This window comes from Mesorhizobium sp. CNPSo 4688 (assembly GCF_057784295.1).
On the sequence record NZ_JBWLUY010000002.1, the window covers coordinates 442,673 to 457,106 of the forward strand.

Consider the following 14,434-nt stretch of genomic DNA (forward strand, 5'->3'; position numbering starts at 1 on the left):
CACGCCTCGAGGCGCATTTTCCGGAGCCTGCACGATGAACGAAGCTCAGGATCTGTTCTCGCTTCTGCGGCAATCGACCGATGTCGATCCGCAGGCAATCGACGCGATCCGGCAAACCATCGCGGAAGGCAAGGATCGCGAGCTTTGCCGCATCAACGCGCTGGCCTTCGCCAGCAAGCATGGCCTCGACGAGGAACGCGCCATCAGCGCCTTTCTCCATGCGGCGCGGGTGGGCATCTTCGACATTTCCTGGAATGTTCTGTGCCCCGGCTGTGGTGGCGTGCTCGACACCAACGCCACGCTGAAAACGATGCAGAGGGACGAATACACCTGCGCGCTGTGCTCCCAGGACTATTCGCCGACCCTCGACGAGATGGTCGAGGTGACATTCACCGTCAGTCCCCGCGTGCGCAGGATTGCCGCCCACAATCCGCACGAACTGCCGTTGGTGGAATATTACCGCCAGATCTACTGGGGGTCCGGCGCCGATCTTCCGGAAGAGGGTCTGGCGAAACAGATGGAATCGTTCTCGCTGGAGGATCTCGAGCTTGCGCCCGGTGAAAAGGCGGTTCTGCACATTCAGCTTCCGTCCGAATTCGTCATTGTCTTCGAGCCGGTCACGCATTCGGCGCAGTTCATCGACGCGAAGGGCGAACCAACAAAGGATCGCCGAAGCCTCTCTCTGGTCTTCGACCGCGACCATGTCCAGAACCAGACGCTGGAGATGCAACCCGGCCCGTTGCGTATTTCGCTGGAAAACAGGACCGACACCCGCGTGCTTCCGGCGGTCTTCATCGCCGGCCATGCATTGCATGATTTCCTGGGCAAACGCCGGCCCTTCGTGACCGCCAAGCGCCTGCTCACCAACCAGACGTTCCGCGATCTCTATCGCACCGACACGCTTGACATTAACCAGCGCCTGAAGATCACCAGCCTGACCTTCCTGTTCACCGACCTGCGCGGATCGACCGAGCTCTACGAGCGGGTGGGCGATCTTTCAGCCTTCGATCTCGTGCGCGAGCACTTCCAGGTTCTGCACGAGATCGTCGCGGCCGAAGCAGGCGCCGTGGTGAAGACAATCGGGGATGCGGTGATGGCGACCTTCGCGACACCAGATCGTGCGATTGCCGCGGCCCTCAGGATGCGCGATGCCATGCGTGCGCTCAATGACAAGACCGGGCGCGAGGACCTTCTGCTCAAGATCGGAGTCCATGCCGGGCCCTGCATCGCCGTGTCCATGAACGAGCGGCAGGACTATTTCGGCCAGACGGTCAACATTGCTTCACGGGTCCAGAACCTTGCCAAGGCACAGGCGATCTTCGCCACGCGTGCGGTGGTCGAAGACAATCTCACCGCCGATCTGTTGCACAGGAATGCGCTGACGCCTGTGCCTCATGAGGTCTCGCTGCGCGGCATCGAGCGGGAGATAGCGGTGTACACAATCCCCTGAAGAGAAGACTTGGGGCCCTGAAGACCGTCTCGGCCCTCACATGCGCCTGCAGAGGAAATAACGATCGGCGGGCTCCGAAGTCGGCGCTTGCAGGCGTTGCAGCAGCGGGTGATCGAGCGGCGTGCCGCTCACCGCGTAGCCGCCGACGCGAAGCATGCCCGCAATCAGATCGGGAAGCCAGGTGGCCGTTACCGCATCGCGATCGTCATAGCCGGTGCCGATGTCGGCATGGACAAGAGCGGCGTCGATGCCAATGAACCTCCTCGCCGTCTCGCGTATATCGCCGAGCACGAGATTTTCAGCGTCAGGAATTGAGCTGGTGTGTGCGCCAACTTCGCGGTCGAACACCACGATCCGGCGTCCGGGCAGGCGCTCGCGCAGATGATGGAACGTCCGGCCATTGCCGAGCCCGAGCTCGAGCACAAGCCCCTCCATCGTCGCCACTTCGGGGCAGATTTGATTGAGAATGTCGCGCTGTGCGGTCATCCTGCTGATGAAATTGTCGAGGCGACTCATATGCGATTGTATGTCCTGAACCAGCAGCCCGATCGAGGCTTGCCGCATATAGAGGCGAATGACGAACCCTGCAACAACCGCACAGGCTGCCGACAAGGATCATACCGGGCGGAATAGGCGGCCCGCCGCCGCGCAACTGCGGTGTCACTTGTAGGGGTCTGCGGCGTCCCGCAAGCCGTCGCCGAGGAAGTTGAACGCCATGATGACGAGAACGACGGGGAGCATCGGCAAAAGCAGCCATGGATAGAACGCGATCACGCTGACGCTGCGCGCCTCGGTGAGCAGGATGCCCCAGCTGGTTATCGGCGCCCGCAGGCCGAGCCCGAGGAAGCTCAGCGCCGTCTCGCCCAGGATCATGCCGGGTATCGAGAGCGTCGCCGTCGCGATCAGATGCGACATGAAACCGGGAATGAGATGCCGCCGGATGATGCGGCTGCTCCCGGCGCCCATCAATTGCGCGGCCAGAACGTAATCCTCCTCGCGCAAGGCCAGAAGCTTTGAACGCACGGCCCGCGCCAGTCCGGTCCAGTCGAGCAACCCGAGGATGACGGTGATGCCGAAATAGATCAGGATCGGACTCCAGGTTATCGGCATGATCGCCGCCAGAGCCAGCCATAGGGGAATGCTGGGGATCGATTGCAGAACTTCGATTATCCGTTGAACGATCAGATCGAAGATACCCCCGTGGTAGCCGGCCAGCCCTCCGATGACGATTCCGAGCAGGAAGCTGAAACTGATGCCGACGAGGCCGATTGTCAGAGAAATGCGTGCGCCATAGATCATGCGCGAGAGCACATCGCGCCCGAGCCTGTCAGTGCCGGCCAGAAAGAGCTGGCCGTTTTCGGCCGGGCAGACAAAATGCCTGTCACCTTCGATCAGGCCCCAGAACTGGTAACTGTCGCCCTTGCAGAAGAAACGGAGCCGCTGAACATCATCCTGTTTGTCAATGTAGTTCCGCTTGAGCGTGTCCATGTCCAGCATCATCTGGCGGCCATAGACGAACGGCCCGATGAACTCGCCGTTGTGGAACAGGTGCACCTGCTGCGGTGGCGAATAGATATAGTCCATGTTGCGCGTGTGCAGATTGTAGGGCGCCAGGAACTCGCAGATCAGTATCCCGGAATACAGCACCGCCAGGAAGATGCCGGATACAAGGGCAAGCCGGTGCTTGCGGAATTTCCACCACATCAGCCGCAGCTGCGACGCCTGGAAGACCTTCGACTGCTCCGGCGTCATCGCCTCGACCGACTGCAGGTCAAAGGGCTCGATGGAAACGTAGTGTTGCAGTGGAGCGCCCGGAGCGGGCAGCGGCGATTGCGTGTTCATTTGGTGCTGCCGCCCTGCAAACGAATTCGTGGATCAAGCATCGCCAGCGCCAGGTCGGAAATCAGCACGCCGATGACCGTCAGGAAGGCGAGAAACATCAGGAACGACCCTGCCAGATACATATCCTGGCTTTGCAGCGCCTTGATCAGCATCGGCCCGGTCGTTTCCAATGACAGCACGATCGCCGTGATTTCGGCGCCGGAGATGATGGCCGGCAGGATGGAGCCGATGTCGGAAATGAAGAAATTGAGCGCCATGCGCAGCGGATATTTGACCAGCGTCTTGAACGGATGAAGGCCTTTGGCGCGCGCGGTCACGACATATTGCTTGTGCAGTTCATCGAGCAGATTGGCGCGCAGCCGCCGGATCATGCTTGCCGTGCCCCCGGTGCCGATGATCAGGACCGGGATCCAGAGATGGGCGAGGATCGACTTCGCCTTGGCCCAGCTCATCGGCTCGCCGAGATATTGCTGGTCCATGAGATGGCCGATGGACGTGCCGAACCAGATGTTGGCGAAATACATCAGGATCAGCGCCAGCATGAAATTCGGAATGGCAAGGCCGAGAAGGCCGAGGAAAGTCAGGCCGTAGTCGCCCCAGCTGTATTGATGCGTGGCGGAGTACATGCCGATCGGAAAGGCAATGAGCCAGGTGAAGATGATCGTGACGAAGGAAACCAGCACGGTCAGCCACATTCGGTCCCCGACGACGTCGCGAACCGGCAGTTCATATTCGAAGGAATAGCCGAAATCGCCGTGTAGCATCCCGCCGACCCAGTAGAAGTAGCGAATGACCGGCGGCTGGTCGAAACCATATTCCTTGCGCATCATCTCGATGCGATCGGAATCCACCGCTTCGCCCTGGGCCCGAAGCTCGGCGACATAGCTGTCGAAATAGTCGCCCGGCGGAAGTTCGATGATCGTGAACACCAGTGCCGATATGACCAGCAGCGTTGGAACCATCACGGCGATGCGCCAGACAAGATATCGAAGCACGCTCAGGAGCCTCCAAGCCAGAATGTATCCGGCATGTAGACACCGAAATAGGCAGTCGGGTCGTAGCCGTAGAGCGCCTTGTCAGGCATATTGCGCAGCCGCGAGGACACCAGAATCGGCTGATGCGTTCCGTTCACGGTGCCTATCGAAAACACCTGATCGGTGTAGATCGACAGCATCGAATTCCAGATTTCGGCGCGCTCCGTGGTTGCGGTCGATGCGTTCCAGCGTTCGAGCAAAGCCATCAGCTCGACCACTTCAGGAAGGTCGGGTGCCTCGCCCATCTTGCCATGAGATAGGTAGTGCGCCCCCCAGAGCGGCCATTGCAGCTGGTCGTCGATGGTGGGAGCCAGCTGATACGGGTTCATGTCGGCGGTCGCCACGCCATTGTCGATGCCCGACCACATCGACATCATGATCTGGCCGCCAAGCGCGCGGCTGCGGAAGATGTCGCGCTGCGAAGTCCGGATGAACAAGGCGATGCCGATCTTGCGCCAGTGATCGGTGATGAGTTCGAGCGCGTCGGTTTCCAGCGTGCTTTCGCCGGCCGTTTCCACGATGATCTTCGCAGAACGTCCATCGGAAAGCATCCGCAGGCCATCACCGTCACGTGCCTGAAGCCCGGCCTCGTCGAGCAGGGCATTGGCCTGGTCGGGATCATGGGCGACCCATGCTTTCGCGAATTCCGGCCGGTAGAGCGGGCTCTCCGGAAGGACCGTATCTGCACTCTCCTGCGCCAATCCGTAGAACACGGCCAAATTGATCTCGCGCCTGTCCACAGCGAGCGAAAGGGCGCGGCGCACGCGCACGTCACGCAAAAGGCCACGCCACACCTGGTCGGCACAGTTCAGATTGGGCAGCAGCGCCAGCCGCGAACCCTGAGTGCGTTTCCACAGATGCATCTTAACCGGGTAGCGCTTCTCCGCGTCCTTCAGGAAAGCGTAATCCGTGAAGTCAATTCCCAAGCCTTGCAGGTCGCTCTCGCCCGCGCCGGTCTTGGCGGAGATGATCGCCGATGAGCTGACATTCATGATGATCCGGTCGACATAGGGCAGTTGCCGGCCATTCTCGTCTATTCGATGGAAGAACGGGTTGCGTTCGAAGATGAACTGCTCGGCCGGCGGCTTGGTCCGGTTCTGCCAGGGATCGAGCGTCGGCAGATCAGGGTTCTCCGGGCGATACTGCCGCGACATTCGGATATGCAGGAGCGTCCATTTCTTGGCCCGGTTCTCCTTCATCAGGCCGGCGAGCCGGAATGGATCCTGGTATTTCTTGTGGAACTGCTTGAGATAGGCGGCCGGCAGAACAAGCGATAGCGGCGCAGCCGCAGCGAGCTTGGGCAGGAAGTCGGGATTGGGCGCATCCCAACTGTAGCGCACCGTCAACGGATCGACGATCTCGAAGCGTGGCGGTTTGCCATCCGCCATCAGGGCCGGAGCGAGCCCGCCTTGCGAAAGCTCATCGTTCAGCCAGACATCTTCCCAGCAATAGCGAAAATCCTCCGGCGTCAGCAGGCTGCCGTCGGACCATTTATGTCCTTCGCGTATCTTGAAGGTGAAGATGCGATCATCCGCTACGTCGAAACTTTCGAGGATGTCAGCTTGCAAGTTAAGCTTTTCGTCATAGCCGACTAGCCGAGAATACCCGTAGATCGTCATCATCCGGATATCTTTCTGGCTGCCGATGATCGTCCGCAGCGTGCCGCCATACTCGCCGGGTTGCCGCCCCATGGCGGCGAGATTCAACGCGCGCGGGCTCTTGGGCAAGCGCTCGGCGAGTACCGGCAGCGCCTTGGCCGTCAGCTGCGGCTGAAGAAAATCCGGCTCCAGATCGCCAGCGCGCGACGTGCCCGGCAGGAATGCCGAAGCCATGAGGCCAAGGAGGGTGCGACGGCTGATCAATGGCGCAACTCGCTGACATCGGCGGAACGTCTGGCCAGCACGAGATGGCCGCCGCCAAGATCGAGCGGCGAGAGCATATCCTCTCCGCCCTCATCGCGGAATTGCGGTCCCCATGCGCTGGTGTCGGAAGCGCCGCCGAGCTTCAGCGTCTTGAAATCCATCGGCCGGTCGAGATCGGGGAAAGGGACCGCGGCGAGCAGTGAGCGCGTATAGGGGTGGATCGGTTTCCTGAGCAGAATTTCGCGCGGCGCAAGCTCGACGATACGCCCGCCGCACATCACCGCGATGCGGTCCGCCATGTAGTCCACCACCGCCAGATTGTGGGATATGAACAGGTAGGTCAGACCCAGTTCTTTCTGCAGGTCCTTCAGAAGGTTCAGGATCTGCGCCTGGACAGAGACATCGAGCGCCGAGACCGGCTCGTCGCAGATCAGGAGCTCAGGCCCCAGCGCCAACGCGCGCGCGATGCCGATACGCTGACGCTGCCCGCCGGAGAAACTGTGGGGATAGCGCTGGATGAAGCGCGGATCGAGCCCGATTGCCTGCATCAGGCTCTTGACCGTGGCCAGTCGGGACGCGGCATTGCCACGTTGATGGATTTCCAACGGCTCGCTCAAGATGTTCTCCACCGTCATGCGAGGGGAGAGCGACGAAACCGGATCCTGGAAGACCATCTGGATTTTCGCGCGCAGCAACTGCAGCGCGTCTCCCTCGGCGTCCAGGACGTCGATCGGTCCTTCGCGGCCGTTGAAGACCACGGAGCCGCCGCTGGGGGTGACAGCCCGCATCAGGATCTTGCTGACGGTGGTTTTGCCGCAGCCGCTTTCGCCGACCAGACCCAGGCACTCACCCCGCCTGATGTCGAAGCTCACGCCGTCCACGGCGCGAACAGAGGTTTGATGGCTCCCGCCGAACCATGCGGACTTGCGGGTGGTGTAGACCTTTTTCAGATCCCTGACCGACAGCAGGATGTCGTCCGGCCCTTTCGAGTCCGGCGCTGTCTGTTTGCCCAGCAGGTTGCCGACATTCACCGGCACCTCGCGGAGCGCCTTTAGCCTCTCGCCGGGCTTCAGGTCGAAATGCGGAACGGCTGCCATCAGGCCCTTCAGGTAAGGGTGGCCTGGCCGGCGGAATATCGCCTCCACAGGTCCCGCTTCCATGATCTCGCCATGGTACATGACCACCACCTCGTCGGCGACATTGGCGACAACGCCGAGGTCGTGTGTGATCAGCAGCATCGCCATGTTCAGCTTGGTCTGAAGCCCGCGCAGCAGTTGCAGGATTTGCGCCTGGATGGTGACGTCCAACGCCGTCGTCGGCTCGTCGGCGATCAACAGAGCGGGCCGACAGATAAGCGCCATGGCGATCATGGCGCGTTGCCGCAATCCTCCCGAAAGTTCAAACGGATACATGTCATAGGCGCGCTTGGGATTGGGAAACCCGACAAGACTGAGCATCTCCTCGGTCCGCGCCTTGCGCTCCGCTCGAGCCATGGGCGTATGAATCTGCAGAGATTCGCTGACCTGATTGCCGATCGTGTGTAGCGGCGACAGGGATGTCATCGGCTCCTGAAAGATCTTGCCGATGCGGCTGCCTCTCAACGCCCGGATTTCTGGTCCATCGCGCGGCATCTTCAGGATATCCTGCGTCGTGCCGGGCTTTTCGGGATCGGAAAACAGGATACGGCCGCGAACATGGGCTGTGTTCGGCAAAATGCCCATCACTGCCTGGCTGAGAACCGATTTTCCGGAACCGGACTCGCCAACAAGCGCGGTAACCTTGCCCGGCAGGACGCGCAGATTTGCGCGCCTGACGGCATGCAGCGGTCCCCCGACAATGGCAAACGAGATGCCAACATCCTCGATCCGCAGCAAATCAACGCCTGCACTCATGCCCAACACCAGCCCCCACTCTGGCGGCTCTCCCGGCCTGCCCAGAAGCAAGACTAGCGCATTGTCAGCCTAGAGCAACTTGGATTCGAAACGAGTTCGCCTGTGGACGGCGACCGAACTGCCGACCCAAGGCGTTCGGATCAGATCGTGACGGTTACTGGAGCTTCCTCCGGTCGCCCGCCGACAGCCGCGCGGCATCACGATGAAGCAGCATGACCTGCTCGGCGTCCGATATCCGGTCGTGAAACGGCTCCAGCGCAACGTCTTCATCGAGTGCGAGAGCACCCGACAGGTCGGGTGAAAGCACCGTCAGCTTCTGCTTGATGCCGGCCAGCTCCTCCTTGCCGAGCGTCAGCCAGCTGTTGGCGCCGCAATAGCCCGCGAACTCTTTGCTGGCGAGAACGCTGTGCGGATATTTCTTGGTCAGGGTCTGGAGGCGCTGGACCTCGTTTACAGCCGAGCCGAAGACGGAGAATGTGAGCCGGTCGGTAAGCCCGACATTGCCGAACATCACATTGCCGACATGCAGGCCGATACCAAATTTTATGTCGTCCAACCCCTGCTCTTTTCTGCGCAGATTGAGCTCCATCATACGCGTGCTGGCCTTGTGCGCTGCCGCAAGAGCGGCCTGGCAGGCGATCTCGGACTGCGCGCGGTGCCTTTCGCAGGGATAGACGGCAATGAAGCCATCCCCCAGGAAACTCATGATCTGCCCGCCTTTGCGATTGAAAGGTGCAGCAATGGCATCGAAAAACTGGTTCAACGTATCGATATAGAGCTCGCGGCCGGAGGTTTCGGCAAGCCTCGTCGACCCGCGCATATCGCCCATGACCAGTGCGGCCCGGATTGTGTCGCCCTCGCCGCGCTTGATCTGGCCGTCCAGCACACGCCTGCCGGCGTCGCCACCGAGATACGTGGTCATCATGTTGTCGGCGAGCTTGGTGAGCACAGCCATCTTGGCTGCGATAGCGAGATGGTTCTGGACGCGCAGCAGCGCCGAAATCATGCTGTCGCTGAAGCCTGAAGCACTGTCCGTGGACCAGGACCCCATCATGCCCTGACTGGTGTCGCCGTTGAAGGGATGGACGAAAGCCATGTAATCGGTGACGCCCATGAGCCTGAGGTCATCGAAAACAGGAAACTCCGACCGCACCGACGGGTCGAGCCGGCGGCGCAGATGGTCGAGCTTGTTGCTGAGCAGATGGTAGTATGGGCTGGTCAGGAATCTGTCGGAATGAACGCCGTTCTCACTGCGGAAGCCTTCCACTTCCAGGCCCTGGCCGCGAAGCCAGGTAAAGCCAAGCGCATCATAAAGCGGATGAAGCATCGAAAAGCTCAGATGCACCCGCTTCAGCGGCACGCCGGCAGCAGCCAGCCGTTCACAAAAGCCCTTTACCAAGGTTTCCAGGTCGTCGCCGGCCAGCGCCGATTGGGTCAGCCAATCGGCAACCTTATCCATGAGAATGCTGGAAATTTCTGCTTGCGTTGTGCTCATGCTATCCCGAAACCCGTCGAAGACGAGCCATCTCCTTTGATCTGCCAAATCCTCTAAGTCAATGAAACCGGCTTCGGGGGCAAAAGCCGGCGAAGAATTTCCCGAATGACTGTCCTTGCAGGAAGGAAACAGGCGTAACTGCGCTTACTTCGCGAAACATTATGTGGCGAGGCTGCCCTCGGAGTGCAATCCCAATCCTGACATCGGGCAAAGAATTCGCCGGCTCAGCCGCCGTCAGGCCTTCACCACCGTCTCTCGGGCGAGCCCGAGACGGCCAAAAACATTGCGTGTGTCGACGATCAGAAGTGCGTGATCAGCGATCGCCTGATAGTCGATCATGTCGTGGTCGGTTGCGACGACGACCGCATCGAACTCCTTCAAGGCCGCCTCGGTCAGCTCGACCGAGCGACGCCCCTTGATCGCCATATGCTCGCGTGTGGTTGGAATCTCGGTAACATGCGGATCGTGGAATTCCGCCTTACCGCCCCATTCCTCGATGAGTTCAATGAGCCGCAATGAGGGGCTTTCGCGGATGTCGGGCACATTTTTCTTGTAGGCGAGCCCGATGATGAGAATGCGCGAGCGGCTGAGCGCCTTGCCGCAGCGCTGGTCCAGCGCCTTTGCCAGTTCATCGACCACATGACGCGGCATGGCCGTGTTGATCTCCGCCGCCAACTCGATGAAGCGGGTTGGCAGTTCGTATTCGCGCGCCTTCCAGGTCAGGTAGAAGGGATCGATCGGAACGCAGTGCCCGCCAAGGCCTGGGCCAGGATAGAAAGGCATGTAGCCGAAGGGCTTGCTCTTTGCCGCCTCGATCACCTCCCAGATGTCGATACCCATTGCGCCGAGCACGACCTTCAACTCGTTGACGAGGGCTATGTTGACCGAGCGGAAGATGTTTTCCGTCAGCTTGACCGCCTCGGCGGTCGCCGTGCTGGAAACCGGAACGACGGTCTTGACCACGCTTTGATAGAAAGCCTGCACAAGCGTCGCTGCTTCGACGCCGTCGCCTGCCACGACCTTGGGGATCGTCGCGACTTCAAAGCTGCGGTTGCCGGGATCCTCGCGTTCGGGCGAGAAGCCGAGGAAGAAGTCCGTCTTCGAATGCAAGCCGGTTTCTTCCAGTATGGGCTTGATCACGTCATCGGTGGTGCCGGGATAAGTGGTCGATTCCAGCACGATCAGCTGGCCGAGGCGCAGATGCTTGGCGATGGTGCCTGCCGTGTTCCTGACAAAGGAGAGGTCCGGTTCACGGTGTTTCGTCAGCGGTGTCGGAACGCAGATGATGATGACATCGCAGACGGCCAGTTCGGCAAAATCCGCAGTGGCGCGGAACCGTCCGCTCGTCACATGACCGGCAAGGGCCGTCGACGTTACGGCCTCGATATAGGATTGGCCGCTGTTCAGGCTCTCGACTTTCCCTGCTTCGATGTCGAAGCCGGAAACCGGGAAGCCGGCGCGTGCGATCGCAACCGACAGCGGCAACCCGACATAGCCCAGTCCGATCACGCCGACTTGCGCGGTACGCGTCGAAATTCGGTTCAGAAGACGGTCATATGTCGATCGTGAGGCGTCCAAAAATCTGCTTTCCCGTCAATTCGGACAGACTATCCGCTCCATGGCGAGGCTCACCTGGTCCCGAGAACCGTGGCCGAGGCATATTGCGGAAAACCGATTTCCGCAAGCCGTATCAAGCCGGGGCCTTCGCCTTCAGGCTCGCGGCAGCCATCGCATAGCCGCCGTCGGCGCCATCGATGAAATGAACGTGATCGGGCTGCAGCGGCGAGATGACGAGGCATGTCATCAAGGCCGATTTCTGGCGGTGCAGGCCATAGCTGCAGATGCCCGCTTCCTCCGCCTGTTTCAGCCGGCTCTCGATCCGTTGCAACACATCCGCGTTAACGTCGATGGTCATCTTCAGGCCGTCGTCGAACTTGCGGAAATCCGAATTGCTGGCCACCTCGCGTTTGTAGACCTTCGGATCGAAACGGCCGATCGTCCAGCCAAATCTGTCGGTGACGGCGGTAAGCGTCATCAGGAATATCACCCACAGCTTCGCCAGCCACCGCCGCCCTGGCGGCGCCGTGGCCCGCGCCTCGACATCGAGGCCGGCGGGCAGCAGACTGTAGGCCGGCCCGTCTACCGGCACCGGGTGGCCATCGCGTTCCTGCCTGCCGGCAAGGGCGATGATGTCGGACGCCAGAAACTGAAAACCGCGCAAATCTCGCGAAGCCCCTGGTATGGCTATGATCGAGACAATTTCGCCGTGCCGGGCTTCGATCGGGTTCCAGCGGCAGGAGAGGCCGGTCAGATCCGGCCGCGCGCCGGCCGGCGCGGGGTCGATGCGGTAGCGCCCCGCTTTCATCTCGGCTTCCGCCCAACTGCCGCCACCGCCGGCGAACATGGCATAGAACGCCGCTTCGGAGGCCTGGAACCGCGCCACGCGAACGTCGAGGCCTTGCGCTCTTATGTCCTTTATCGGCACGATAGCCGCACGCAAGGTCAGGTCCAGTTCGTCCGCCACCCATCTCTGGACAGAAGCCAGCGCGTTGCGGGCGATCTCCAGCGCCGAGCCGGGAAACGCCACGAGTGCGCCGTCGCCGCCGAAGACATAGGGAAGATCTTGCCGACCCAGCGCGTTGAGCAGCGCCGAAATGACGCTGGCGCCGGCCATATTGACGGTTTTATAGCGCCCGGCCCCGATCGCCTTGGTCGAGCCGACTATGTCGGCGGTGGCCAGCGCCCAGCCATCGGGGAGCGGCCGATAGTTATCGATATCGGCAACGCTTTCGAACTTTGCGAAGACCGGCAAAGAAGCGACAAACGGGTCGGACGCGACAGCTGTTTCCATGAGCATCAGATAGCATATTCCAGCGCTTGAAGGTGAAGTCGATCATGCGTCGAAATTGACTTGGCACAGCTTTGCGATGATAGGATCGCGCAATGCGAATTGCCTTTTACGCGCCGCTGAAGTCGCCCAATGATCCCGTTGTCTCCGGCGACCGCCAGATGGCACGGATGCTGGTCAGGGCGCTGCAGCACGGCGGGCATAGCGTCGAACTGGCATCGGAGTTGCGCTTCTATCTACGCCAGCCGGAGCCGAAAAGTTTCGATGCTCTCAAGATCGAGGCCCGGGACGAAGCCACGCGATTGACAAGGCTATGGGAGCGTGACGGCAAGCCCGATCTCTGGTTCTGCTATCATCCCTACTACAAGGCGCCCGACCTGATCGGGCCAGAGCTGGCGTCGGCCTTTGCTGTCCCCTATGTGACGGCGGAAGCCTCCTATTCCAGGCGGCGCAACGCCGGCTTGTGGGCCGATAGCCAGGCGCTGGTGGCGCGAGCCATCGAACAGGCGGCGCTGAACATCTGCTTCACGCAAAGGGATCGGCAGGGACTGGCGGATGTGATTCCCAACGCCGCTCTCGGCATGCTTTCGCCTTTCATCGACACATCGGCATTCCGGGAAACGCCGGCCCGGGGTTGTCCGACGCGCCTCGTCACCGTTGCCATGATGCGCCCGGGCGACAAAGTCGACAGCTATCGCATGCTGGCGCAAGCGCTCGGCTCGATCGGCCACCTGCCCTGGACCATGTCGGTCGTCGGCGACGGGCCTGCCCGTGACGAGGTCCAGGCGCAATTCGCCGGCTTGCCCGCCGACCGTATCGAATGGCTTGGCGCGATCGAGCCGGCCGCCGTGCCGGATGTCCTTTACACCAAGGGAATTTACGTCTGGCCGGGTTACGGCGAGGCCTATGGCGTTGCCTATCTTGAAGCGCAGGCCGCCGGCTTGCCGGTGGTGGCTCAGGACATTGCCGGCGTGCCGGAGGTCGTGCGGGATGGCCAGACCGGGTTTCTCACCCCGCCGGGCGATGTGGCGGCGTTCGCTTCCGCCATTGCAAGGCTTCTGGCCCATAACGACGAAAGAACCATGATGGCTGCGGAAGCCAGGCGTTTCGTCCTCGAAGAGCGCTCGCTGAGTGGTGCAGCGGCGCGTCTGGCCGAACTTCTCAAGAAGATCCCGGTCTCATGACATCCGATCCGGTCTGGCAGCCCTTGGTGGAAGAGCTGGCGCGCCTGCAACGGGCGGACCGCAAGGCGGAGTTCTGGCTGCGCGACGATGACACCGTGGATCCGACGCCTGCGCTTGATCGGCTGCTCGACCTCACCGGTGAATTCGCGGTTCCGGTCACTCTGGCTGTCATTCCGGCCGAGACCGACGGCAAGCTTGTCGTCCGGCTTGACGAGGCGCCGCATGCCACGGTCGCCATCCATGGCTGGGTGCACCGAAATCATGCGCCCGCGGACCAGAAAAAGCAGGAGCTCGGCCCGCATCGGCCACGCGAGGCGGTGCTCGACGATCTGGCTCGCGGGCTGTCGCACATCACCGGCCTGCACGGCGCACGTGCCGTTCCGATGCTGGTGCCACCCTGGAACAGGATCGACGCCGGCCTGGTATCCGACCTTGGATCCATAGGATTTGCGGCATTGTCGGTCTATGGGCCGCCGAAGCCGGCTCCCCTGGCCGTCATCAACAGCAATGTCGACATCATGGATTGGCATGGCACGCGCGGCTGCCGCGACCATGGCCTGTTGGTTCAGGCCATCATCGCGCAATTGCAGCATGCATTCGATGGCGGCGAACCGGTCGGCCTGCTCACTCACCACCTCGTCCATGATGAATCGGCCTGGCTTTTCCTTGAACGGCTATTCGCAGTCACCGCTCGGACTGAAGCCTGCACATGGCTTCCGATCCGGACATTGATCGGGCGCAGCGCCACTAGAGCATGATCCCGAAAAGTGGAATCCGGTTTTCTCGGACAAACGGTTTCCGTTTGCCCAGAGATCATGCTCAAACAA

General features: G+C 61.2%; 11 protein-coding genes. 3 read left to right on the forward strand and 8 right to left on the reverse strand.

The features are described 5' to 3' along the window. The first annotated feature begins 34 nt into the window (after window positions 1-34). Window positions 35-1,450 carry a DUF5939 domain-containing protein gene (locus AC04SH_RS05205; RefSeq protein WP_488574182.1) on the forward strand — a complete coding sequence of 472 codons (1,416 nt, stop codon included), beginning with the start codon at window positions 35-37 and terminating at the stop codon, window positions 1,448-1,450. Window positions 1,451-1,486: 36 nt separating this feature from the next. Here the strand turns inward: AC04SH_RS05205 and AC04SH_RS05210 are convergent, their stop codons facing one another. The 8 genes from AC04SH_RS05210 to AC04SH_RS05245 all read right to left on the reverse strand — a co-directional run bounded on the left by AC04SH_RS05210 (window position 1,487) and on the right by AC04SH_RS05245 (window position 12,432). Continuing rightward, complete coding sequence (locus AC04SH_RS05210; protein ID WP_488574183.1) at window positions 1,487-1,966, reverse strand: class I SAM-dependent methyltransferase; 480 nt, start codon at window positions 1,964-1,966, stop codon at window positions 1,487-1,489. Window positions 1,967-2,110: 144 nt separating this feature from the next. After that, window positions 2,111-3,292, reverse strand: a complete 1,182-nt coding sequence (locus AC04SH_RS05215) for an ABC transporter permease (RefSeq protein ID WP_488574184.1) — start codon at window positions 3,290-3,292, stop codon at window positions 2,111-2,113. After that, complete coding sequence (locus AC04SH_RS05220; protein ID WP_477232412.1) at window positions 3,289-4,287, reverse strand: ABC transporter permease; 999 nt, start codon at window positions 4,285-4,287, stop codon at window positions 3,289-3,291. Before AC04SH_RS05220 ends, AC04SH_RS05215 begins: the two co-directional genes overlap by 4 nt. 2 nt (window positions 4,288-4,289) lie before the next feature. Then, entirely contained in the window at window positions 4,290-6,188 is a 1,899-nt protein-coding gene (locus AC04SH_RS05225) for an ABC transporter substrate-binding protein (RefSeq protein WP_488574185.1), read from the reverse strand. Then, a complete protein-coding gene (locus AC04SH_RS05230; RefSeq protein ID WP_488574186.1) occupies window positions 6,185-8,080 on the reverse strand; it encodes an ABC transporter ATP-binding protein in 1,896 nt (631 codons plus the stop codon). The genes AC04SH_RS05225 and AC04SH_RS05230 overlap by 4 nt, the downstream gene beginning before the upstream one ends. 154 nt (window positions 8,081-8,234) lie before the next feature. Then, window positions 8,235-9,575, reverse strand: coding sequence for an adenylate/guanylate cyclase domain-containing protein (locus AC04SH_RS05235; RefSeq protein WP_203280078.1), 1,341 nt, complete (start codon window positions 9,573-9,575; stop codon window positions 8,235-8,237). A gap of 234 nt (window positions 9,576-9,809) precedes the next feature. Beyond that, complete coding sequence (locus AC04SH_RS05240) at window positions 9,810-11,153, reverse strand: nucleotide sugar dehydrogenase (protein WP_488574187.1); 1,344 nt, start codon at window positions 11,151-11,153, stop codon at window positions 9,810-9,812. A 112-nt stretch (window positions 11,154-11,265) separates the two neighbouring features. Then, window positions 11,266-12,432 (reverse strand): DUF3095 domain-containing protein, encoded by a 1,167-nt coding sequence (locus AC04SH_RS05245; RefSeq protein WP_488574188.1) that lies wholly within the window; start codon window positions 12,430-12,432, stop codon window positions 11,266-11,268. Between the two features lie 86 nt (window positions 12,433-12,518). Between AC04SH_RS05245 and AC04SH_RS05250 the strand changes: the two genes are divergently transcribed. Together AC04SH_RS05250 and AC04SH_RS05255 are read left to right on the forward strand one after the other, a co-directional pair. Further along, complete coding sequence (locus AC04SH_RS05250) at window positions 12,519-13,607, forward strand: glycosyltransferase family 4 protein (protein ID WP_488574189.1); 1,089 nt, start codon at window positions 12,519-12,521, stop codon at window positions 13,605-13,607. Then, entirely contained in the window at window positions 13,604-14,365 is a 762-nt protein-coding gene (locus AC04SH_RS05255) for a polysaccharide deacetylase family protein (protein ID WP_488574190.1), read from the forward strand. The genes AC04SH_RS05250 and AC04SH_RS05255 overlap by 4 nt, the downstream gene beginning before the upstream one ends. The last annotated feature ends 69 nt before the right edge of the window (window positions 14,366-14,434 follow it).

Coding starts and splice junctions, on each gene's coding strand:
- AC04SH_RS05255 (WP_488574190.1), top strand. CDS start 13,604: ATGACATCCGATCCGGTCTGGCAGCCCTTGGTGGAAGAGCTGGCGCGC.
- AC04SH_RS05235 (WP_203280078.1), bottom strand. CDS start 9,575: ATGAGCACAACGCAAGCAGAAATTTCCAGCATTCTCATGGATAAGGTT.
- AC04SH_RS05230 (WP_488574186.1), bottom strand. CDS start 8,080: ATGAGTGCAGGCGTTGATTTGCTGCGGATCGAGGATGTTGGCATCTCG.
- AC04SH_RS05245 (WP_488574188.1), bottom strand. CDS start 12,432: ATGCTCATGGAAACAGCTGTCGCGTCCGACCCGTTTGTCGCTTCTTTG.
- AC04SH_RS05210 (WP_488574183.1), bottom strand. CDS start 1,966: ATGAGTCGCCTCGACAATTTCATCAGCAGGATGACCGCACAGCGCGAC.
- AC04SH_RS05250 (WP_488574189.1), top strand. CDS start 12,519: ATGCGAATTGCCTTTTACGCGCCGCTGAAGTCGCCCAATGATCCCGTT.
- AC04SH_RS05215 (WP_488574184.1), bottom strand. CDS start 3,292: ATGAACACGCAATCGCCGCTGCCCGCTCCGGGCGCTCCACTGCAACAC.
- AC04SH_RS05205 (WP_488574182.1), top strand. CDS start 35: ATGAACGAAGCTCAGGATCTGTTCTCGCTTCTGCGGCAATCGACCGAT.